The organism is Comamonas sp. JUb58, from assembly GCF_004364775.1.
Taxonomy (GTDB): Bacteria; Pseudomonadota; Gammaproteobacteria; order Burkholderiales; family Burkholderiaceae_C; genus Comamonas.
The window spans coordinates 1-22,703 of the sequence record NZ_SOAL01000034.1; the positions used below are offsets into that span (position 1 = coordinate 1).

Below are 22,703 nucleotides of genomic sequence, written 5' to 3' on the forward strand. Positions count from 1 at the left end.
CTATAGTTATTCACAAGCGGTCATCTCAAAGGCTGCTCCAGTACCTGGTCAAAGCTCGATTGGCACTGCTGGTCAAGATTGCATCGGCCCTAACAACCCATGCTATCTGGAGGAGCAGTTGCAGAGCCAGGGGCGCGCAAAGCCGTTGTTCAGCAGCCAGCGCGATGCCCGGTTGTGGAATTTGTACCGCAGCCGTTATGAATGGTTGAAAGACGAGATCAAGAACCAAAGCCCGACATCCTGGGGCGCAGAATTTCTCAGCGCTTACCAGGCGGAGGTTGCGTACAGCAGCGACAGCAAGAGCAAGTGATGACCCAAGACCGCAAGCAAGCCGAGGCAGCACTGGCCTTGGTCCACCATTCGCAGACCGACCCAGGTGATCGCAGCTACAACGAGGACGCTTTCTGCCATGTGCGAGACCAGCATGTGGTGTCGTTTGCGGTGGCCGATGGTATGGGTGGCGCTGCAGGTGGGCTGCGCGCATCCACCTTGGCCATGCAGGCGATACGCGGTGCGCCGTTGTCGATGGACCCTGCCGTTTTTCGTGCGCAGTTGCTGGCCATATCCAGCCACATACAGGCGCAGCAGCAAGCGCACCCCGAATACAGCAGCATGAGCACCACCTTGGTGGAGCTGCGTATCGACACCCACCGACAACGCGCCATTTGGGCCCACTGGGGCGATTCACGCGTGTATTGGTTTCGTGCCAAGGAGCTGATGGCGATGACCAGCGATCACAGCGTTGTGCAATGCCTGGTGAATGCGGGGCTGCTCTCGCCCAGCGCAGTTGCCACCTACCCCAAGAAAAACGTACTGCTAGGGGCGGTGGGCACCCAAAGCGAAGTGGGGCCCGAAGTACTGGAGCAGCCTATCGATATCTCTACCGGAGATGCGTTCCTGCTGTGCACCGATGGCATCTGGAATGGCCTCAGCCCGGCGGACATCGAGGCCTCGCTCCAGCGTGCAGGCTGTGTACAGGACTGGATCAACGACTTGATGGCCACCGTTCGCAGCCAAGGCTGTGGCGACAATGACAACTTCACCGCCACCGGGGTCTGGGTCAGCAACGATGGTGAAAACACCTTGCTGCTGCACAGTGGCTAAGGCCCAGCAGTGCCAAATATAAAAAGCAGGCCTCTCGCAAGAGGCCTGCTTTTGTTAGAGGCTTGCGTTTAACCAGCCGCCACCGGCGCACTCTCCCAGCTGCCGCCCAGTGCGCGGATCAGCGCAATGGTGGCCGTGTACTGGGCGGTGCGCACCTGCAGCGCCTGGCGGCGGTTGCGCAGTTCGTTGCGGCGGGCGTCCAGCAGCTCCAGCTGGCTGACCAGGCCGTTGCGGTAGCGCACATCGGAGAGGTGCGTGGCCCGCTCGGCGGACTGTACGGCCTGGCCCAGCACGGTGGCCTGGCCTTGCAGCAGGCGCAGGCTGCTCAACTGGTCTTCCACCTCGCGGAAGGCGCCCAGCACCTGGCCGCGTTGGGCGGCCACTGCGGCTTCCAGCCGGGCCTTGGCGCCCTCTTCCTGCGCTTCGCGCTGGCCGCCGTCAAACAGCGGCAAGGACAGCAGCGCGCCCAGGCCCCAGGAGCGGGCCGACCATTTGAACAGGTCGCCCAGGTCGGGCGATGCAAAGCCGCCATTGCCGGTCAAGCTGATGGCAGGGAACCAGGCCGCTTGCGCCACGCCCACGCGAGCCTGGGCCGCCAGCACGCTGGCTTGCGCGGCAGATACATCGGGCCGGCGGGCCAGCACGGTGCCGGGCACGCCAGCCGGGATCACCGGCAGACGCGCCTCGCCCTGGGCATCGGGCAGCTTAAAGCCGGTAGCCACCTCGCCGACCAGCACCGCCAGCGCATTGCGCAAGGTGGCTTGCTGGCGTTCCAAGGCCAGGGCCTCGGATTCGGTCGCAGAGACCTCGCTTTGCATGCGCACGACTTCCAGCTCGGCGGCATCGCCGGCGTCAAAGCGGCGCTGGATCAGGCGCAAGGTGTCGCGGTAGGCGGACAGGCTTTGCTGCACCAGCTGCTGCTCGGTTTGCAGCGCGCGCAGCTGCAGATAGGTCTGCGCCACATCGGACTGCACCATCAGCCGCGTGCTTTGCAGCAAGGCGGCGCGCGCCTCGGCATCCAGCTGCGCGGCCTGGCTGGCCTGCGACAGTCGGCCAAACAGATCGACTTCGTAGGACAGGTTGAGCCCGGCCGTCACCAAGGTGGCAGGCTGCAGGCCGTTGCTGGTGTTGGCACCGGCTTGGCGCGCCGCGCCGCCAGAGACACCGACCTGCGGCATGCGCTGGGCATCGGCCGAGCGCAGCAGCGCCCGGGCCTCTGCCAGGCGGGCTGCGGCCGTCTGCACATCGGTGTTGGCATCGGCAGCACGCTCGACCAATTGGGTCAGCTCGGCATCGCCAAACGCGAGCCACCAGGCGCCGCGGGGCTGGGCCTCGGCCGGGGCGGCCGTGGTCCAGGAGGCCTGGTCCTGCGGCGTGCTGAAGGCGGCGGGCACCGGCACACCCGCGTTTTGCACCGCCGGTGGCAACGCCGTAGCGCACCCGGCCAGCAGCAGGGCCGCAGCCAGCGGCGTGAGCAGTGTCAAGCGCAGCGGTGCCAGCGCGCGACGCAGCCCCCGGCCCAGGGGCGCCTGACCGGTTTTGGCGTTGAAAGACATAGTCATTTCTTGCATGTTGTTCTTCTCTTATTCGTCATGTCCGCGAGCCGCGGCCAAGATGGGTTGGCCCGAGCCGCCACCATGCACGGGTGCGGGCACCGGCGCCGTGATCGGGGCCACATGGGCGCCGTGTTGCTTGAGCGGGCGGTTGCCTGCCAGCTTGCGCAGCAGCACATAGAACACGGGGGTCAGGAACAGCCCGAAAGCGGTCACACCAATCATCCCGGCGAACACCGCGACACCCATGGCACTGCGCATTTCTGCGCCGGCACCCTTGGACAGCACCAGGGGCAGCACACCCATGATGAAGGCCATCGAGGTCATCAGGATGGGGCGCAGACGCAGGCGGCTGGCCTCGATCGCGGCCTGGATCGGCGAGCGTCCGGCAAATTCCAGCTCACGGGCAAACTCCACAATCAAGATGGCGTTCTTCGCCGATAGCCCCACCAGCACCACCAAGCCGATCTGGGTGAACACGTTGTTGTCGCCATGCGAGAGCCAGACGCCCGTCATCGCGGCCAGCAGGCCCATCGGCACGATCAGCACAATCGCCAGAGGCAGGGTCAGGCTTTCATACTGCGCGGCCAGCACCAGGAAGACCAGCAGAATCGCCAGCGGGAAGACCAGGGCCGCCGAGTTGCCCGCCAGGATTTCCTGGTAGGTCAGCTCCGTCCATTCAAAGCCAATGCCCTGGGGCAAGGTCTCGCGAGCAATGCGCTCCACCGCTTCGCGGGCCTGACCCGACGAGAAGCCGGGGGCTGGGCCACCATTGACGTCGGCCGACAGGAAGCCGTTGTAGCGCATCGCACGCTCTGGGCCAAAGCTGGGTTCGAGCTTCATCAGCGCGGACAGCGGCACCATCTCGCCGGTGGTCGAGCGCACCTTCAACGCGCCCACATCTTCAGCACGGGCACGGAAGCCCGCATCCGCCTGCACCCGCACACTGTAGGTGCGGCCGAACTTGTTGAAGTCATTGGCGTACAGGCTGCCCAGGTAGATCTGCAGGGTCTCGAAAATATCGGTCACTGGCACACCCAGCTGGCGCGCCTTGGTGCGGTCGATATCGGCATAGAGCTGCGGCACATTGACCTGCCAGCTCGAGAAGATGCCAGCCAGCTCAGGCGTCTGGTAGGCCTTGGCCATGAAGGCCTTGACCGCGCCGTCCATCGCTTCGTAGCCGAGCGAGGCCCGGTCTTCGATCTGCAGCTTGAAGCCGCCCGTGGTGCCCAGACCCGACACCGGTGGTGGCGGGAACATGGCGATAAAGGCGTCCTGGATCTGGCCAAAGGCCTGGTTCAGCTGGCCGGCCACGGCGCCACCACTTTGGTCGGCGCGGGTGCGCTCGGCAAAGGGCTTGAGCGAGACAAATACGATGCCGGAGTTCGAGCTGTTGGTGAAACCATTGATCGACAGACCGGGGAAGGCGATGGCATCCGCCACATTGGGGTTCTTTTTGACGATATCGCCCATGCGCTTGATCACGTCTTCGGTGCGGTCCAGGGTTGCGCCATCGGGCAGCTGGGCAAAGCCCACCAGGTACTGCTTGTCCTGCGCCGGCACAAAGCCGCCGGGCACCATATGGAACAGGCCCCAGGTGGCACCGACCAGCGCCAGGTAGACCACGAACATGCCGGCCTTATGGCCGATCACGCGGCGCACGCCGCCACTGTAGGATTCCGAGCCACGGTGGAACACGGCATTGAAGCGGCGGAAGAAGCCACCCAGCACGCGGTCCATGCCACGGGTCAGCGCATCCTTGGGCTCGTCATGGCCCCGGAGCAGCAGAGCAGCCAGTGCAGGCGACAGGGTCAGCGAGTTGATGGCCGAGATCACCGTGGAGATGGCAATCGTCACCGCAAACTGCTTGTAGAACTGGCCCGTCAGGCCGCTGATAAAGGCCAGCGGCACAAACACGGCGACCAGCACCAGTGCAATCGCAATGATGGGGCCCGAGACTTCACGCATGGCCTGGTAGGTGGCCTCGCGGGGGCTCAGCCCGGCTTCAATGTTCCGCTCCACGTTCTCGACCACGACGATCGCATCATCGACGACGATACCGATGGCTAACACCAGCCCGAACAGACTGAGCGCATTGATGGAGAAGCCCAGCAGATGCAGCACCGCAAAGGTACCCACCACCGACACCGGCACGGCCAGCAGTGGGATGATGGAAGCGCGCCAGGTCTGCAGGAACAGAATCACAACGATCACCACCAGCGCGATGGCTTCGAGCAAGGTGTGGATCACCGAGTCGATGGAGGCACGCACGAACTGGGTCGGGTCATAGGCAATGCGGAACTCCACGCCTTCAGGCATGTTCTTTTGCAGCTCGGCCATGGTGTTGCGCACGTTTTCCGAGATCTCCAGCGCATTGGAGCCCGGGGCCTGGAACACGCCCATACCCACAGCGGGTTCGTTGTTCAGCAGCGAGCGCAGCGAATAATCAGCCGCGCCCAGCTCCAGGCGGGCAATGTCACGCAGGCGCGTCACCGCACCGTCCGAGCCGGTCTTGACGATGATGTCGCCAAACTCTTCGGTGCTGGACAAACGGCCTTGGGCATTGATCGACAGCTGGGTATCCACACCAGGCAGACCCGGCGATGCGCCGACCACGCCGGCAGCGGCTTGCACGTTCTGGCCACGGATGGCAGCCACCACATCGCTGGCCGACAGGCCGCGTTGCGCCACCTTTTGTGGGTCCAGCCAGGCGCGCATCGAGTAATCGCCACCGCCAAAGATCTGCACCTGGCCTACGCCCTGGATGCGCGCGAGGCGGTCCTTGACGTTGAGCACGGCGTAGTTGCGCAGGTAGTCGATGTCATAGCGGCCATTGGGCGAGACCATATGGACGACCATGGTGATGTCCGGCGAACTCTTGACCGTGGTCACACCCAGGCGCCGCACTTCTTCGGGCAGGCGCGGCTCGGCTTGCGAGACGCGATTCTGCACCAGCTGCTGCGCCTTGTCCGGGTCGGTGCCCAGCTTGAAGGTCACGGTCAGGGTCATCACGCCATCGGTGGTGGCCTGGCTGCCCATGTAGAGCATGCCTTCGACACCGTTGATGGACTCTTCCAGTGGCGTGGCCACGGTTTCGGCGATCACCTTGGGGTTGGCACCGGGGTATTGGGCGCGCACCACCACCGAGGGGGGTACCACCTCGGGGTACTCCGAGATGGGTAAGGCCCGCATGGCGATCAGCCCTGCCAGAAAGATCAGCAGCGACAGCACACCCGCAAAGATCGGGCGGTCGATGAAAAATCGGGATAGATTCATACGCTTGGCTTTTTTGTTATCGGTTTAGGCTGCGGGCTTGGAGCCATCGTTGGCTGCCTGCTGCGCATCGCCCTTGAGCTCTGACTTGTTGGACATGGGCACATCCCGCGGGGCCACCACGGCACCGGGGCGCACGCGCTGCAGGCCATTGACCACAATGCGCTCGCCGGCCTTCAGGCCCGAGGTCACCAAGCGCAGGCCTTCAAACGGTGCGCCCAGCTGCACTTCGCGGTACTCGGCCTTGTTGCCCTCGCCCACCACCAGCACAAACTTCTTGCTCTGGTCCGTGCCCACGGCACGCTCGTTGATCAGCAGAGCCTGCTGGCTGTGGGGCTGGCCCATGCGCACGCGGGCAAACTGGCCGGCCATCAGTGCGCCGTCGGCGTTGTCAAACACCGCACGCACCCGCACCGTGCCACTGCGCGCATCCACCTGGTTGTCAATCAGTTGCAGGTGGCCGTTGTAAGGCGTAGCGCCGCTGGTGCCCACCCCCATCTGCACGGGAATGCTCTCGATCAGCGCACGGGCGCTCTTGCCCTGGCGCAGGCCTTGCAGCGCATTGGTCACGATCTGCTCGTCGGCATCAAAGCTGGCGTACATGGGGTTGACGGAGACCAGGGTCGTCAGCACTGGCGCGCCGGCACCGGCGCTGACCAGGTTGCCCACGGTCACATCGATGCGGCCCACCTTGCCTGCGACCGGCGCGCGCACCTGGGTGTAGCCCAGGTTGAGCTTGGCCGTCTGCAGTGCGGCCTGGGCAGCGCGCAGGTTGGCGTCTGCTTCGCGGCGGGCGTTGGTGCGCTCGTCCAGTTCCTTTTGCGCAATGGCGCGCTCTTCCCACAGACGGGCGGCACGCTCGGCTTCGCTTTGCGAATAGCCCATGCGCGCCTTCGCGGCCACCACCTGGGCTTCGGCACGGTCTACCTCAGCGGCATAAGGGGCCGGGTCCACCGTGAAGAGCAGATCACCCGCCTTGACCAGGGCACCTTCCTTGAAGTGCACCGCCTGCAGCGCGCCGGCCACACGGGGGCGCACATCCACGCGCTGCACGGCTTCGAGCCGGCCGGAGAATTCATCCCACAGCTGCACGTCCTGCTGCAGCACCTGGGCGACGGAGACGGGCATTGCGGGCGGTGCGGCGGCCTCGGCCGGCGCGCTGGCGTGCGAGCTTTGCAGGCCCAGTGCCGTGCCGCCTGCAGCCACCACGGCCGCTGCCAGACCGATGGCCGTCCACCAGCGGCGTTGAGGGGAAGTAGAAGTTTTGTTGTTGCTCATGGCCAAGTCCTGATGTGTGCGTGAATAGTTTTTGAGGTTTCTTGCGGCAACGGCATTCCCCTGCGGCTAAAAAAGCCGACAGAAAATCCTTGCCCATCCGGCAATGCGTTGCGAGAAAGCGTTTTTAAAGGGTGGTGAAGGCGCAGCCGCCCGCCGCCGCTCCCCGGGCTTTACCGGAGAGTGGCGCAGCTCTTGCCTTGCGCTTCGTTCAGGGGATCAGGCTTGCGCCCGACATCGGGATGTCTCGAAGAAAAGTGCCAGTTGTTCCAGCACTGCCCCGGCACAGGGACAGGGCTCGGGAGCACGGGGCTCCAGCAATGCATCGGGCCACTGTTGCGCGACCTTGAATACATGCTGCTGCACCAGATGACCGGCTGCCTGCAGGCGGCTGGCATAGGCCAGTGCCTCATCGTGCATCGGGTCTTCGTCGCCCACCATGATGAGCGTTGCCGGCAGACCAGCCAGGCGCTGTGCCATCGCAGGCACCGCGTAGGGATGGACGCCGTCATAGGTGCAGCCCAGGAACTTGCTCCAACCCTCGGCCCATTTGCATTCCGTCGCATCGCCATTGGCAGCGCGAAGCGATGCCGTGCCGGCGCAGGGATTGAGCATGGGTGAGAGCAGGATCTGCCCTGCCAGCGGCGGATGGCGTTGATCACGCGCCATCAGACACACGCCGGCAGCCAGGTTGGCGCCCGCCTCCTCACCAGCCACATACATCGGCGCACCTTTGCCGGCAAGGCGTGTGCGATGTTTGTAGCTCCACTGGAGCATTTCATATCCGATCTCCAATGGACGCGGAAATGGATGCTCAGGTGAGAGCGGGTACGCCACCGACACCACACGGGCCCCTGCTGTTGCCAGCAGGCCCGCGACGGTGCAGCCGCTGTCCAGATCGCCTTCGACAAAAGCGCCGCCATGAAAATGCAGCACCAAGGGCGAAGGCTCGCCAGACTTGCCCTTGCTACCGTACAGACGCACGGCCACCGACTCGCCCGACGCCGTCGGAGCGACGGTGTCGATGAAGTCAAGAGCCGGTGAACTGGTTTTTACGGTGGTGTCAGACATAAGCTAGCCCGGTGGAAAGTAGGCATGGGTAAATGTAGTTGCGTTGCCGCAGCCGATCAATCCGCAAATCATGGCCGCACTATTTCCAAATCAGGAACAATGGCATGATCTTTGGCGTGTGAGAATCCACCTACTTTTGGCGCGCGCGTGCGCGACAGTGCAAGGAGAGGCAGATGGATCAGATACAGGCAATGCGGGTGTTCGCGCGGGTCGTGGAGTCGGGCACATTCACGCTCGCAGCCACCTCGCTGCAGCTGCCCAAGGCCAGTGTGACCAAGCATGTGCAGGCGCTGGAAGACCGGCTGCGGGTCAAGCTGCTCAACCGCACCACCCGCCGCGTGACGGTGACCACCGATGGCGCCGCCTACTACGACCGTGCCGTGCGGCTGCTGAGCGATTTCGATGAGCTCGAAGCCAGCATGAGCCAGGTGCGCGCCACGCCGCGCGGCCGCCTGCGGGTGGATGTCGGCACCTCCATCGCCCGGATGCTGATCATTCCGCAGCTGGCCTCCTTCCAGGCGCGTTACCCCGATATCCAGATCGACCTGGGCGTGACCGACCGCACCGTGGACCTGATTGCCGACAATGTGGACTGTGTGATCCGGGGCGGCGAGTTGAGCGACCAGTCGCTGGTGGCGCGCCGCGTGGGCAATCTGGAGTTCTTGACCATGGCCTCTCCCGCCTACCTGCAGCGCCACGGCACGCCTCAGCATCCGCGCGATCTGGAAAACGGCCACAACAGTGTGATTTTCTTCTCGCCCGTGGCCCAGCGCCGCTACCCGCTGGAGTTCCAGCACAACGGCGAGATCGTCGAGATTGTCAGCCCCTCGACCTTGGCCGTCAACGAGGCCAATGCCTATACCACCAGCTTGCTCACCGGCCAGGGCGTGGGCCAGATCACCAGCTACCAGGCGCGCGAGTTCCTGAAGAACGGTGAGCTGGTGCAGATCCTGCCGGAATGGACCCAGCCGCTGTTGCCGGTCTATGTGGTCTACCCGCCCAACTCCCATTTGAGTGCCAAGGTGCGGGCCTTTGTCGATTGGGTGGTGGAGATTTTTGCGGCTGATCCGCTGCTGCAGTGCAAATAGCGCACTGCGCTCAATGGTCTGTATCGCTGCTGGGCGGCAGCACTTGGAGCGTGTGCACCCGGTGAGCCGCACAGGCCTCGCTGCCGTCGATATGGCTCTTGAGAACCGGCACCAGGCTGTCTTCATCCAAGTTGCCGTACCAGACGCCATCGGGGTAGACAATCATCAGCGGCCCCTGGTTGCAGGGGTACTGGCAGCTGGTCTGCAGCAGCTGCAATTGCTGCTTGAGGGGCGCACTGGCCTGCACCGCCTGGCTGAGCCGGGGCCATAGCGCTGCGGCACCCTTGGCCACGCAGCGCGGCCCCATGCACCACAGCACATGGCGCTGGTGGGCGGGCACGGTGCTCCAGGCCACCGGGTCGTTTTGCCAGCCCTCTTCGCCCTCCTCGGCCACCACATCCGGCTGTGCGGTAGCGAGCGCCAGGTGGTTCAGCAAGGCGGGCACCAGGCCATCCCACTGCAGCAGCGGCTGCGCAAATACCAGCTGGGGCCGGGCATGCGCAGGTTGGCTGGCCAGCCAGCGCCTGGCAACCTTTTGCAGCCAGCGCCGCAGTGCGGGCTCATCAGGCACCATCGTGGGTTGGATGACGATGGTCAGCTGCGCCAGATCGGCAGTCGCAAGCGCAGCGCACAGACTGTCCAGCGCCTCGGGCAAGGCCGGCTGGTTGCGGTCCACAAAGGCCAGCTGCATTGGCAGGCCCGGGTCGGCCTGCTGGCAGGCCTGCAGCAAGGCCTGCAACTCGTTCTTGGCGGCAGACCCCAGTCCGCCCCGGCCCAGCAGCAACAAGGCATCGGGTTTCTTAGCCATGGGGTTTGTCCATCCAGTAGCTCACACGCGCCTTGTCTAGGCGCGGATGGCGGTCCACCAGCGCCTCGACCTGGAACACCCGTGCAATGGTTGCTGGCGTCAGCACCTGCTCGGGTGTGCCTTCGGCTTCGATGGCGCCGGCCTGCATCACATAGATGCGGTCGCAGAACTGCGCGGCCAGGTTCAGGTCATGCACCACGATCAGCACGGTGCAGCCCGAGGCGCGCACCAGGCTGAGCAGCTCCAGCTGGAACTGGATGTCCAGGTGGTTGGTGGGCTCGTCCAGAAACAGCAGCTGCGGCTGCTGGGCCAGCGCACGGGCCAGCAGCACCCGTTGGCGCTCACCACCCGAGAGCGATGACAGCGGATGGTCGGCCAGGTTGCTGGCCCGCACCTGCGCCAGGCAGGCGCTGACGATGGCCTTGTCCTCGGCGCTGTCGCGCGCCCAGCGCGACTGGTGCGGAAAGCGGCCCATCATCACCAGCTCCTGCACCGTGCAGTCAAAGCCCAGGCCGGTATCCTGGCCCAGCACCGCCGCCTGCTGCGCAAACTGCCGGGCGCTCATCTGCCAGATGTCGCGGCCCTGCATTTCTATCTGGCCGCCGGCCTCGGGCTGCAACACGCGGTAGAGCATGCGCATTAAGGTCGATTTGCCGCAGCCATTGGGGCCCACCAGGCCGACACATTCGCCCTGCGCCACCTGCAGGCTGGCCTGGCGCACGATCTGCGTGGCCTGGGCGCCGTGGCCGGCGGTCCAGGACAGTTGCTTGGCCGTCAGCATCATGCGCTGCCTCCCGGGATCGCCGTGGTGCGGCGCCACAGCATCCAGATAAAGAAGGGCCCGCCAATCAGCGAGGTGATGACGCCCACCGGCAGCTCGCTGGGCGAAAACCAGGTGCGCGCCGCCAGATCGACCAGCACCAAAAAGCTCGCACCCATCAAGGCGCTGACGGGCAAAACACGGCGGTGGTCACTGCCCACCAGCATGCGGGTGATATGGGGAATGACCAGGCCGACAAAGCCAATGGCACCGCTGACCGCCACCATGGTGCCCGTCAGCAAGGACACCACCACAAACAATTGCAGGCGCAGGCTGGCAGTGTTCAGCCCCAAGGTGGCGGCGCCCTCGTCGCCTATCAGCAAGGCATTGAGCTGGCGGGCGCAGAGCAGCAGCCACAGCAGGCCCAGGCCCAGCACGGCAGCGGGCAGGCCCAGAGCGCTCCACTGGGTCGCTGCCAGGCTGCCCAGGGTCCAGGTCAGCAAGGCATTGGCCAGCTCGCGCTGGCCGGCCGTCAACGTTATCAGGCTGGTCAGCCCCATCAGCATGTAGCCAATGGCTACGCCGCTCAGGATCAGCCGGGTCGCATGCAGGCGCCCTTGCTGCTGGGCCAGCGCATAGACCAGGGCCGTGGCCAGCAGCGCGCCGATAAAGGCCCCTGCGGTGATCGCATAGATGCCAGCCATCGCCAGGCTGCCATAGGCCAGCACCGAGACGGCACCCACTGACGCGCCGGAGGACACGCCCAACATATAGGGATCGGCCAGCGGGTTGCGCACCATGGCCTGCATCACCACGCCGACCACCGCCAAGCCGGCACCCACCAGCGCTGCCAGCAGCACCCGGGGCATGCGCACCATCCAGACAATCTGGTAATGCTGCTGGCTGATGCCGCCCTGCCCTGCATCTGGCTGCCAGCCGCCGCCCAGCAACTGCTGGCTGACGACGGACCACACGGTGGAGGCATGCAGCGATGCCGAGCCCCAGGTGATGGCGGCCAGCCCGCTGGCCAGCAGCAAGACCAGCAGCAGCAACAGGCACAGCGCCAAAGACCAGGGCTTGCGCCGCTGGCGATCATGCTGGCCGTCGCAGCCGGGCGCATGGCTCACTGCTTGGACTCCGCCGCAGGCAGCCAGGGAACCGGGTCTACGGTGATGCGGCGATCCGGGTGCAAGGCAGCAGCCAGGCGCTGCGCCACATTCACGTTGCGCGGCCCTGGTGTGGCCTCGGCATAGCTGATGACGAAAAAGCGCTGCTCGCGGATAGCAGACACCCCCGCCAGCTCCGGCTTGGCACGCAGAAAATCGATCTTGCCCTGGGCACTGGGCCGGCCGTAGTCGATGATGATGATCCACTCGGGGTCGTGGGTGATCACATCCTCCCAGTTGCCCTTGGGCCAGTTGCTGGCGATGTCGGCAAAGATATTGCTGCCGCCGGCAGCATCGATCATGGCCTGTGGCATGCCAAAGCCGCCCACCGTGGTGGGGATCTTCTCGCCACTGTCAAACACAAAGACGCGCGGTTGCTGGGTGTTGCCTTGCATCTGCGCGGCCAGCTGGTCGATCGAGGCCTGCAGCTTGGCGATCTGCGGCTGCGCCTGGGGCTCGATGTCAAAGATGCGCGCCACATTGCGCAGGTCCGCCAAGGTGTCGCCCAGCGCCACACGCTCGCGCTTTTGCACATGGATGCAGGACTCGGACAGCACATAGCTGGCCACGCCATGCTTGGCCAGCAGCTCGGGCGTGACCCCGCCGGGACGAAAGCCATAGCTCCAGCCGCCAAACACAAAGTCGGCGCGGGCCTCCAGCATGTTTTCCAGATTCATGTCCTGCGACGACAGCTTGGGCACCTGGGCCAGCTGGGCCATCAGCTCGGGGCTGATCTCCTTGCGCGACGGTATGCCCGAGTAGCCGACCAGCTTGGGCCCCAGGCCCAGAAACAGGAACATCTCGGTGATGTTGACATCGTGCGTGATGGCGCGCTGCGGCACCCTGTCATAGCGCTGGGGCTGGCCGCAGACATCGATCACGAGCGGCACAGCCCGCAGGCCGGCGGCTAGGGCATCGCCTGCTGGCACTGCTGCCGCCGCGCCGGCCATCGGCACGGCCGCTGCCTGGGTTGGGCGGCTGGGTGGCTGCTCGCCTGCAGGCTGGTCACAGCCGGCCAGCACCAGGGCGGCGGCCGCCGCCGCCGCCAGTGCACGCAGAGTTTGCCGGGAAGCGCTAACGCTCATGCCTCTCCCTTGCTTAGAAACGCAGATGGGCCATCAGCTCAAAGCTGCGGGCGTTGCCCATCAGCCATTGCGAGCCGTAGGACGATGCAGCATAGCGCTTGTTGGTCAGGTTGCGGCCAACGAGGTTCAAGGTGGTGCTGCGGTTCAGGTTCCAGCCCAGTACCGCATCGGCCACCGTGTAGGCGGGCAGCTGCGCGGTGTTGGCATTGCTGGTGTAGCGGCTGGCAACATGGCGCAGGCCCAGCGAAGCACGCCAGTCGCCGGTCTGGTAATGGGCCCAGGCATTGGCCGTGTAGCGCGGCACATTGGCGGGCTGGTTGCCAGCGCGGTCAATGGCGGTGGCGCCTTCGAGCAGCTCGTCAAACTGCGCATCCACATAGGCCAGATTGCCCTCGAAGCGCCAGGACTGGGTCGCCCGCCAGCTGCCTGCCAGCTCGATACCCTTGGACGACTGCTTGCCGCCCTGGATCGACAGCGCTGGGCGGTCCGGATCGCGGGTGATGATGTCCTTCTTGCGGATGTCAAAGACCGCCAGGGTCCATTCGCCCTGGTCATTGGGCAGCTGCTGCTTGATACCCACTTCCACCTGGCGGCCCTTGCTCAGGGTGAAGCCGGTTTGCGACTGGGTCAGCGACAGCAGGCTGGTGACCGGGTCGTGGCCGGTGCTGACCTGGGCGTACACGCTGGTGTTCTGGTCCAGCTTGTGGGTCAGGCCCAGGCGCCAGGAGGTGCCGCCCAAGGTCTTGTCAAAACGGGCCTGGCTCAGCAGGTCCATGCGGTCAAAGTCATACAGGTCGCGGCGCAGGCCGGCCATCAGCAGCCACTGCTCGCCCAGCTTCCAGGCGTCTTCCAGGTAGAAGGCGTTCTGGCGGATGCGCGAAGTCATGCGCGGCTTGTAAGGGTCCGGGCTGTCCCAGTAGCCACTGGTGCCACCGTTCAGCGGCACATCGGATTCGCCGCTATAGGGCGAGCTGTTGAGGGCGGTGAACTTGGCCTGCGACACATCCCAGCCCATCGCAATCTCATGCTGGCCGGGCTTGAACACGGCGCCCAGGCGGTTGCCGCTTTGCTCCAGGTCGTGGCCGATCTCCAGGTAGTCGTAGCGGTGAACCATGCGCGTGCTGGCATCGTAGTCATAGCCTTCGATGTTCTTCCAGTGGCGGTCGGCCTTCATGTGGTAGGTCTCGTTGCGCAGCACCAGCGCGTCGCTGACGTTCCACTCGGCCTTCAGCTTGTAGCGCTGGTCCTTGTAGTGGATGTCGCTGTCGAGAAAGTTGAAATTGCGGTCGCGCAGTGCCGCCACCGGCTTGCCATCCACCACCGGGGTGCCAAAGTAGCGCTCAGGCCGCTGGTCGCTGACGTCGGCCTTCAGGTCCAGGCGCAGATCGCTGTTGGCCTGCCAGCGGATGGCGCTCATCAGCTTCTTGCTGTCGCTGTTGCCCAGTTGGCGTTCGCCATCGGTGCGATCACCGTAGACATCCAGGCGGTAGCTCAGGCTGTCGCTCAGTGCACCGGTGGTGCCCAGGCCCGCACGGGCCGTGCCGTTGGAGCCGGCGCCCAGCAAGACTTCGGACGAGCTAGTGCGGCTGGGCTCCTTGCGCACCGCGTTCACGGTGGCGCCCATGGTGCCGCTGCCATACATCAGCGATGCGGGTCCGCGCAGCACATCAAAGCGCTCATAGCCCCAGCTGGAATTGGGATAGGCCACGGTGCCCGCGGCCACACCCAGGGTCAGACCGTCTTCGGCCACGCCCACCGAATTGACGCCGGTAAAGCCACGACTAGAGAACGACAAGCCACCGTTGCCGGGCGTGCCGTTGACGCTCAGGCCCACGCTGCGGCCCACGGCATCCACCACCTCATAGTCGGCACGTTCCTGGATCTGCACGGCCGAGACCGAGCTGACGCTGGCCGGCAGGTCCTGCAGCGGTACGGCCAGCTTGCTGGCCGAGGTGGATGGCAGCTTGAGCGCATTGGGCTCGCTGCTCTTGTCGGTCACCACCACTTCGGGCAGCGATGCCTCTTGTGCATGGGCCACCGCCATGCCCAAGGCAGGCAAACACAAAACACAGGAGCTGCCAACCAGGCGCAAGGAGGAGGAAAGCCGTCCGGCTGCCAGGAGCCGGTTTTTCGGAAAAGGAACTGCAGTCATTTCAACAAAAGGCGCTAACTGCCTGATGCGGGGGCTGCACTGCACGCAGTGGCCCCAAGGACGGGGTCGCGCGCCGAACCGCCGTCCACACCCCGCAGACAGTTGAGAGAGCACGCCCAGGCAAAGCGCCCAGGACACACTACGACTATGAACAGGCCGGTCTCCGGGCTTACAGGCGGTGCGGCGCTGGTGCGCCGACCCAGTAACCGGTCTTCCCAGGGCGCGGGCGTCTGATTGCCTGGCAGGCAGTGACACTCTCTCAATCCCAGTGACTGGGCCCGCGTGGAAGCGGGCCGCATCGGCTACTGTTTTCCTGTCTACCGTTGCGGGGGCAGCCAAGGCATGGGGGAGCGCACTCCCGACCTTGTTCCCGTTTCACTTGTGCAATACAAGCACCTGTAGATAGGCTTTTTTCAAAGCGCAGCCAGTGTACCAGCCGCCAGCCGCTGCGGCGCCATTCCGTAACGGGCTGTGTCAGCTGGGCGATACAGCGCTGGCGGAGATCGCGGATCCGCCCTGCGGCAGGCGCGAGGCATAGCCAATAAAGTCGCTGCTGGCGAGTTTGCCCAGCAGCCATTGCCGAAAACTCGCCTGGATCGGTCGCTCGCCCCCGCCCCGCCGGGTGTAGAGGTGGAACTTGGGTGTTCGGTCCATCGGCAGTTGGCGCAGCAGCTCCGGCCCAAAGGGCGCGAGCAGCTTGCCGCTGTGGATGTAGCTGAGCGCATCGACATAGGACAGCAGGCCCACGCCCTGCCCGCTGAGAACGGCCTGCAGCATTGCATCATGGGTGTGCAGCAACATGGGACTGACATGCTTGTCGCCCGGCTGCAGGCCCAGCATGGCATAGATGTCCTGCCACAGGCTGTTGTGCGTCAGCGGGGATATCAAGCGGTGGTGTGCCAGATCCTGCGCGGTCTCCACCGGGTGCTCGGCCAGCAGCTGGGGCGTGGCGACGACGACCTTGAGGTCTTCGAGCAGCGGCGTTTCATCCAGATGGTCCACCCCGCCGTAGCCCCAGACGATGGCAGCATCCAGATCGCTGGTATCGAAGGACGGCAGCTCCACGCCGATGGAGATGCGCAGATCGAGTGCCGGGTAGTCCTTGGTGAACGAGGGCAGCGAGCGGATCAGGTACTGGGTCGCAAAGTAAGGGCTGACCTGGATATGGAACTGCGCATCGTTGTGGTGGGCGCGCACCGCCTCCAGGCCCTGGCTCAGCGCATCCAGGCCCTGCTCCACATAGTGGTACAGCGTTTGGGCCTCGGCGCTGGCCAGCAGGCCACGGGTACCGCGCTCGAACAACTGCACCTCCAGCGCGCCCTCCAGCTGCTTGAGTTGCTGGCTGGCGGCCTGCGGGGTCAGGCACAGTTCATCTGCCGCCTTGCGGATGGAGCCGTGGCGGTAGACGGACTCGAACACGCGCAGCGGCTGCAGGGGCGGTAGCTTGTATTTCATGGAGGGGCGCCGGGCAGGAAGGACGAAGGCCCGGGCTGCCGACGATTATAGGTCGCAGCCCGGCGCCCAGCGGGCCGGTACGCCCGCGTTCTTGCCTGCGGCGCCCTGCTCCACTGATGCATAAAAAAACGCATCCGGAAGGGATGCGTTCGGGGTCCAGAGCGCTCCACAGCGCAAGGGCTTACTGCACTGGATCACCATGCATCGGCAGACCGGTACGGTCCCGGCTGCTGACCAGGGCGATGAGGCCGATGATCGCCGCGCCGATCAGGTAGTAGGCAGGCACGACTGGGTTGCCGGTGCGGGCGATCAGCCAGGAGTTGATCATCGGCGCGGTGCCGGCAAACATGGCCACGGCCACGTTGTAGCTCAGCGCCATGCCCTTGAAGCGCACACTGGTGTGGAACATCGACGGGATGATCGAGTAGATGCTGCCCAGCAGCATGGCCAGACAGAAGTTCAGCACCATCAAGGACGAGATCTTGGCGGCGGTGCTGCCTTCGAGCAGCAGGTGAAAGCACGGCACGGCCAGCACCGCGATGGCCAGGCTGGCGGCGGTCATCATGGTCTTGCGGCTGAGCTTGTCGGCCAGCATGCCCATGAGGGGAATCATCACCACCAGAAAGAGCTGCGGGCCCAGGGACAGCTTGAGGCCGGTGGCCACATCCACATGCAGCGCGCTGACAAAGTAGGTCGGGATGTAGGTGACGACAGTGAACAAGGTGACATTGGTCACGATGATGATGCCGGCCGACTGGAACAGCTCTTTCTTGTGGGTGGCGAACAGCACCTTCCAGCTCGCCTGGGCCAGTGCGTCATGCTGCTGCTTCATCGCGACAAAGGTGGGGGTCTCTTCCAGGTACTTGCGGATGTAGAGGCCAATGGCGCCCAGCGGCAGCGCGATCAGAAACGGAATGCGCCAGGCCCAGTCGAGGATCTGGTCGGCGCTGAAGAACACCGTCAGGATGGCCGAGACCGAGGCACCAAAGAAGAAGCCGGCCATGCAACCCACCTCGACCCAGCTGGTGAGCAAGGTGCGGTTGCGGTCCCGGCAGTACTCGGCCACAAAGATGGCGGCGCCACTGGCCTCGCCCCCGGCGGACAGGCCCTGCATCAGGCGCAGCACGATCAGCAGCAAGGGCGCGGCGATGCCGATGCTGGCATAGCCCGGCAGCACACCGATCAGGAAGGTGGAGATGGCCATCATGATGATGGTGATGGTCAGCACGCGCTTTCGGCCGTACTTGTCGCCCAGCGAGCCAAAGAAGATGCCGCCGATGGGCCGGGCAAAAAAGGCAATGGCAAAGGCCGCCCAGGAGGCCGTAACCTGCATCGTGGGCGAGCTGGTGGCAAAGAAGACCTTGCCCAGCACCGCTGCCAGGTAGCCGTAGACGGAAAACTCGAACCACTCGACAAAGCTGCCTACCACCGAGGCCAGCACCACGCGGTTGAGTTCTTTGGACTGCACCGTGCGCGGCGCGACCGTCGATGAGGGAGACGGCCAGTCCGAAAGGCTGGCACTGGGGGCGGCAAAGCCATCTGCCGTAGGATTTTGTGTGCGCATCGGGAGTCCTTGGTGTCCTGCTGAGGGAGAAAAAGAAAAGCGGGCCAGCGCGCTTGAAGGGCCAGCGGGCGCGCCGCTGGCCGGCTTCAGGCGATCAGGCCGGGGTCCGTGGTGCCGCCTGGGCGTAATCGCATTGGGCTTGCTCGGCGCTGATGTAGCCATAGGCCACGTCGCGCTGCACCAGCGCTGCCGGGCGCTGGGCCGCATCGCCGTTGCCGCCGCCGCCGGGCAAGTCCAGAATCAGACGGCGCCCGGCCGGGATCTGCTGCTTTCCCTTGCCGCGCAAGGTGGTGCCGTCGTCCAGCGAGACCTGGCCCAGCGCGCCGCTTTGGCCGCCGTTGTGGCCCCGGGCCGCAAAATGCACGCGGTCAAACATGGCGTTCAGGTCAAACTCAAAGCCCTCGGCCGAGCCTACCTCGATGCGCTGGCCCAGGCCGCCCCGCCAGCGGCCGGCGCCGCCCGAGTTGGGGCGCAGTTCCTTGCGCCAGATGATGATGGGGCCGATGCTCTCGGTCACCTCGACCGACATGGCCTGCACCCCGCTGGGGAAGGCGGTGGCGCTCAGGCCATCGCTGGAGGGGCGCGCACCGGTACCGCCAGTGTTGAACATCAGGATCTCGTGCTGCTGGTTGCGTGTGGCCTGGGTGATGCCCTTGAAGCGCATCTGCAGGTTCCACAGCGAGCTGGCCCCTTCGGCCGGGATCTCACCCTGGCAAATGGGCTGCAGCGCGCCCAGCACCACATCGGGGATCAGATGGCCGATGACATGGCGCACGGACACCGGGCGCGGGCGGTGGGCATTGAGGATACAGTCCTCCGGCGCGCTGATCTCAAAGGGCTCCAGCGAACCCCAGTTGTTGGGGATCTCCGGCGCAATCGCGCATTTGAGCGCATAGGAGGCATAGGCCTTGGTGTAGGTCAGCGGCACATTGATGCCGTAGCGGCTGGGGTCCGAGGTGCCGGCAAAGTCGGCGCGCAGCTTGTCGGCCGCAATCTCCACGGCCACCACCAGCTCGATGGGCTTTTCATAGCCGTCGACGGTCATCGCATAGCGCTGGGTGCCATCGGGCAAGGCGGCGATGCGCTCGCGGGTGGCGCGCTGGCTGTTCTCAAAGATGAAGCCAGCCAGGTCTTCCAAGTCGCGCAGTTCAAACTCGGCCAGCATGCCCTTGAGGCGGCGCATGCCAGTGGCATTGCAGACGGCCAGCGAATGGAAGTCACCAATCACCTGGTCGCGCTCACGCACGTTGTTGCGCAGGATCTCGATCAGGTCCTCATTCAGCGCGCCGGCGCGGAAGAACTTCATCGGCGGAATGCACAGGCCCTCCTCGTAGACATCGCTGCCATCCGGGCCAAAGCCGCGCCCGCCGATGTCCACCACATGGGCGGTGGCGGCAAAGTAGCCGATGTGCTCGCTGTGGCCGTCGCGGCCATAAAACACCGGGGTGACGACGGTGATGTCGTGCAGGTGGCCGGTGCCCAGCCAGGGGTCGTTGGTGACCAGCACATCGCCATCTTGAAAGCTGCTGCGCTCAAAGCGCTTGGCAAAATGCGCGACCGACTCGGCCATCGAGTTCACATGGCCGGGGGTGCCAGTGACGGCCTGGGCCATCATACGGCCCTGTTTGTCGAACACGCCGGCCGACAAGTCGCCCGCCTCCCGCACGCTGGTGCAAAAGGCGGTGCGGATCAAGGTGACCGCCTGCTCCTCCACCACCGAGATCAGGCGGTTCCACATGATTTGGTAATGAACGTCTGTATTGTTTGCCATGATCACACTCCGCTGTCCATGCGTTCCACAAGCATGCAGTCATCCGACTGCAGCACGACCTTGAAGCCGGGGCTGACATAGGTCGAGGTCTCTTTTTCCACGATTACCACCGGGCCGGGCACGGCCTGGCCCCGGGGCAGGCTCAGGCGCTCATAGATGTCGCAGGCATAAAACTGGCCTTGTTTGCCGTCGAATACCTCGCGGCGGTCCAGCACCGTGCCGGCACCCTTTTGGGGCGTACCGCCCTGCTGCAACGCCGCCTGGGCCGGGGGCAAGGTCTTGGAACGCAAGGACAGTGCCCAACTCACCACCTCGATGTCGAGGCCGTCGATCGCGTGGCCGAACAAGGCCACATAGTTCTGCACAAAGGCCGCGTTGAGCGCGGGCACGCTGTCCAGACCAAAGTGCTGCACGGGCACCGAGACGGGGATCTCCCAGCCCTGGCCGCAGTAACGCATGAAGGCGCGCAGTTCCTTGACCGTCTCACCGCCGTAGCCGGTGTCCTGCAAGAAGGCGCTCACCTCGACTTCCATCTCGCGCAGCATCTGGTTGACGGCCTCGCCATCGAACTGGCTCATGCGCATCACCGAGCTGCGCAGCGACTCATAGGCAAAGGGCGCGCGCAAGAAGCCGATGGCCGAGCCCACGCCGGCGCCGGTGGGGATCAGCAGGCGCTGGATGCCAAGCTTTTCGCAGAGCCGCACCGCATGCAGCGGCGCTGCGCCACCGTAGGCGATCATCGTGTAGGCCTCCAGGTCCTGGCCGGATTCCACCGCATGCATGCGCGCAGCATTGGCCATGTTCTCGTCCACCACTTCGGCCACCGCGTAGGCTGCGCGTACGGCATCCAGGCCTTGGGCCTCGCCCACATGGGCGGCCATGGCATTCTCAGCTGCGGGCATATCGAGCCGCATGCTGCCGCCGGCAAACCTTGCGGGGTCAAGCTTGTGCAGCAGCAGATCGGCATCCGTCACCGTGGGGCGGGCGCCGCCGCGTCCGTAGCTGGCCGGCCCGGGCTCGGAGCCTGCGCTTTCCGGGCCCACACGCACCTGGCGCATATCGTCCACATGGGCGATGGAGCCGCCACCCGCGCCGATCTCGATCATCTCGATGACGGGGATGGAGATCGGCATGCCGCTGCCCTTTTTGAAGCGGTAGCTGCGCGCCACTTCAAACACCCGCGCGGTCTTGGGCACATGCTGGTCGATAAGGCAGATCTTGGCGGTGGTGCCACCCATGTCGAAGGAGACGACCTTGTCCTGGCCATACTTGGCCGCAAAGTCGCTGGCATAGATGGCGCCGCCGGCCGGGCCGGATTCAAGCAGGCGCACCGGGAACTCGGCCGCATTGGCCAGCGACATCAGCCCGCCGCCCGAGTGGATCAGGTAGAGCGGGCAGTGCATGCCCTCTGCCACCAAGGCCTGGGCCAGGCGCTGCAGGTAGGAGGACATCAGCGGCTTCACATAGGCATTGGCGCAGACGGTGTTGAAGCGCTCGAACTCACGGATCTGGGGCGAGACCTCGCTGGAGATGGACACCGACAGCTGGGGCAGCGCCTGGGCAATCAGCGCCCGCACCCGCTTTTCATGGACCGGGTTCTTGTAGCTGTGCATCAGGCCTACGGCCACGCTTTCGTACTCACCCCGGCGCAGCTGTGCAATCACGTCCTGCAGCTCTGCCTCATCAAGCGGCTGCAGCTCCTGGCCCTTGGCATCGAGCCGGCCCCGCACGGTATAGCGGTGGTTGCGGGCAATCAGCGGTGCGGGCAGCTGGATGGCCAGGTCGTACTGCTCAAAGCGGCCTTCGTTGCGCATCTCGATCACATCGCGAAAACCTTCGCTGGTGATGAAGGCGGTCCTGGCGCCGCGCCGCTCGATCAGCGAGTTGGTGGCCAAGGTCGTGCCGTGGATCACCGTGCCGATCTGCGATGGCGCAATCCCGGCCTGGGCCGCTGCCTGTTTGAGGCCGGTGACGATGGCGCGCTCGGGTTTTTCATAGTCCGTCAGGACCTTCTCGCTGAACAGGACGCCATCGACCTCCAGTGCGATATCTGTGAAAGTGCCGCCGATGTCTGCCCCGGCGCGTATGACTTGGCTTTTTGCCATCTGGTATCTCCGAATCATGCAAGCTGTGTGGATCAGAAGCTCTGATCTGGCAGCGATGATCAAGTGATCGCCCAGTCGGCGCAAACAAGAAATTCGAGGGCGGGCGCAAGCCAGGCTTCGCGGGTAAAAACCATTACGCGCTAACCCGGTAACCATGCACGGCCACAGTGCATGGAGGACTGGTTTTTGGCAGCCCATGCACCAGGGCTGCGCGCTGCTGCACCATGCGGCGGCGGCCTGCACCAACGCAGGGTGGACGGGCGCTCAAAAACCGCCAAGGCAGGCTTGTGTAAAGCTTGCAAGGACAGCGAAAAAGTGAGGCTACAGGCGCGCCAGGTCTTGGCGATGGACCGCTTTCAGGCACCGGATGCCGCCATAAAAAAAAGGTTCATCGCTGAATTCCGTGGATGACTGGCGAACGCTTGAGTACCCTAAGGCCTGATTCAACGGCAATCAGGAGGAACAAGTGCTCG

Annotated in this window: 17 protein-coding genes and 1 riboswitch; of the genes, 4 read left to right on the plus strand and 13 right to left on the minus strand. The window is 64.8% G+C overall.

Annotated elements, in window-relative coordinates; translation table 11 throughout:
• Window positions 1-310: type VI secretion system-associated FHA domain protein (locus EDF71_RS25200; protein ID WP_347876686.1), on the plus strand; the 310-nt coding region annotated here is incomplete at its 5' end.
• The gene (locus EDF71_RS23880) at window positions 310-1,104 is read left to right on the plus strand and encodes a protein phosphatase 2C domain-containing protein (RefSeq protein ID WP_166656636.1); all 795 of its coding nucleotides are present in this window, start codon (window positions 310-312) and stop codon (window positions 1,102-1,104) included. The genes EDF71_RS25200 and EDF71_RS23880, both read left to right, overlap by 1 nt.
• Before the next feature lie 68 nt (window positions 1,105-1,172).
• Here EDF71_RS23880 and EDF71_RS23885 read toward each other — a convergent pair whose 3' ends face one another.
• From EDF71_RS23885 to EDF71_RS23900, 4 genes are all read right to left on the minus strand, one after another.
• Complete coding sequence (locus EDF71_RS23885) at window positions 1,173-2,660, minus strand: efflux transporter outer membrane subunit (RefSeq protein WP_133859021.1); 1,488 nt, start codon at window positions 2,658-2,660, stop codon at window positions 1,173-1,175.
• Window positions 2,661-2,687: 27 nt separating this feature from the next.
• Window positions 2,688-5,933 (minus strand): efflux RND transporter permease subunit, encoded by a 3,246-nt coding sequence (locus EDF71_RS23890; protein WP_133859022.1) that lies wholly within the window; start codon window positions 5,931-5,933, stop codon window positions 2,688-2,690.
• A gap of 24 nt (window positions 5,934-5,957) precedes the next feature.
• Entirely contained in the window at window positions 5,958-7,208 is a 1,251-nt protein-coding gene (locus EDF71_RS23895; RefSeq protein WP_133859023.1) for an efflux RND transporter periplasmic adaptor subunit, read from the minus strand.
• A gap of 216 nt (window positions 7,209-7,424) precedes the next feature.
• Entirely contained in the window at window positions 7,425-8,276 is an 852-nt protein-coding gene (locus EDF71_RS23900; RefSeq protein ID WP_133859024.1) for an alpha/beta hydrolase, read from the minus strand.
• A gap of 173 nt (window positions 8,277-8,449) precedes the next feature.
• On the opposite strand from EDF71_RS23900, the gene EDF71_RS23905 reads away from it, so the two are divergent.
• Window positions 8,450-9,364, plus strand: coding sequence for a LysR family transcriptional regulator (locus EDF71_RS23905; RefSeq protein ID WP_133859025.1), 915 nt, complete (start codon window positions 8,450-8,452; stop codon window positions 9,362-9,364).
• A gap of 10 nt (window positions 9,365-9,374) precedes the next feature.
• Here EDF71_RS23905 and EDF71_RS25205 read toward each other — a convergent pair whose 3' ends face one another.
• The 9 genes from EDF71_RS25205 to EDF71_RS23950 form a co-directional block, all read right to left on the minus strand.
• On the minus strand, window positions 9,375-10,172 hold the full coding sequence (locus tag EDF71_RS25205; protein WP_166656637.1) for a (2Fe-2S) ferredoxin domain-containing protein: 798 nt from the start codon (window positions 10,170-10,172) through the stop codon (window positions 9,375-9,377).
• Window positions 10,165-10,956, minus strand: coding sequence for an ABC transporter ATP-binding protein (locus tag EDF71_RS23915; RefSeq protein WP_133859026.1), 792 nt, complete (start codon window positions 10,954-10,956; stop codon window positions 10,165-10,167). Before EDF71_RS23915 ends, EDF71_RS25205 begins: the two co-directional genes overlap by 8 nt.
• Window positions 10,953-12,059, minus strand: coding sequence for an iron ABC transporter permease (locus EDF71_RS23920; RefSeq protein WP_133859027.1), 1,107 nt, complete (start codon window positions 12,057-12,059; stop codon window positions 10,953-10,955). Before EDF71_RS23920 ends, EDF71_RS23915 begins: the two co-directional genes overlap by 4 nt.
• Window positions 12,056-13,183: an ABC transporter substrate-binding protein gene (locus tag EDF71_RS23925; RefSeq protein WP_133859028.1), complete on the minus strand. Its 1,128-nt coding sequence runs from the start codon at window positions 13,181-13,183 to the stop codon at window positions 12,056-12,058. The genes EDF71_RS23920 and EDF71_RS23925 overlap by 4 nt, the downstream gene beginning before the upstream one ends.
• A 13-nt stretch (window positions 13,184-13,196) precedes the next feature.
• Window positions 13,197-15,248 (minus strand): TonB-dependent receptor, encoded by a 2,052-nt coding sequence (locus tag EDF71_RS23930; RefSeq protein WP_243854434.1) that lies wholly within the window; start codon window positions 15,246-15,248, stop codon window positions 13,197-13,199.
• Window positions 15,249-15,471: 223 nt separating this feature from the next.
• Window positions 15,472-15,750, minus strand: a riboswitch (cobalamin riboswitch).
• Window positions 15,751-15,809: 59 nt separating this feature from the next.
• Window positions 15,810-16,790 carry a LysR substrate-binding domain-containing protein gene (locus EDF71_RS23935; RefSeq protein ID WP_133859030.1) on the minus strand — a complete coding sequence of 327 codons (981 nt, stop codon included), beginning with the start codon at window positions 16,788-16,790 and terminating at the stop codon, window positions 15,810-15,812.
• 181 nt (window positions 16,791-16,971) lie between these two features.
• A complete protein-coding gene (locus EDF71_RS23940; protein WP_166656638.1) occupies window positions 16,972-18,354 on the minus strand; it encodes an MFS transporter in 1,383 nt (460 codons plus the stop codon).
• A gap of 94 nt (window positions 18,355-18,448) precedes the next feature.
• Complete coding sequence (locus tag EDF71_RS23945) at window positions 18,449-20,125, minus strand: hydantoinase B/oxoprolinase family protein (RefSeq protein ID WP_133859032.1); 1,677 nt, start codon at window positions 20,123-20,125, stop codon at window positions 18,449-18,451.
• Between the two features lie 2 nt (window positions 20,126-20,127).
• Complete coding sequence (locus EDF71_RS23950; protein WP_133859033.1) at window positions 20,128-22,230, minus strand: hydantoinase/oxoprolinase family protein; 2,103 nt, start codon at window positions 22,228-22,230, stop codon at window positions 20,128-20,130.
• Between the two features lie 171 nt (window positions 22,231-22,401).
• On the opposite strand from EDF71_RS23950, the gene EDF71_RS25210 reads away from it, so the two are divergent.
• The gene (locus tag EDF71_RS25210) at window positions 22,402-22,641 is read left to right on the plus strand and encodes a hypothetical protein (protein WP_166656639.1); all 240 of its coding nucleotides are present in this window, start codon (window positions 22,402-22,404) and stop codon (window positions 22,639-22,641) included.
• The last annotated feature ends 62 nt before the right edge of the window (window positions 22,642-22,703 follow it).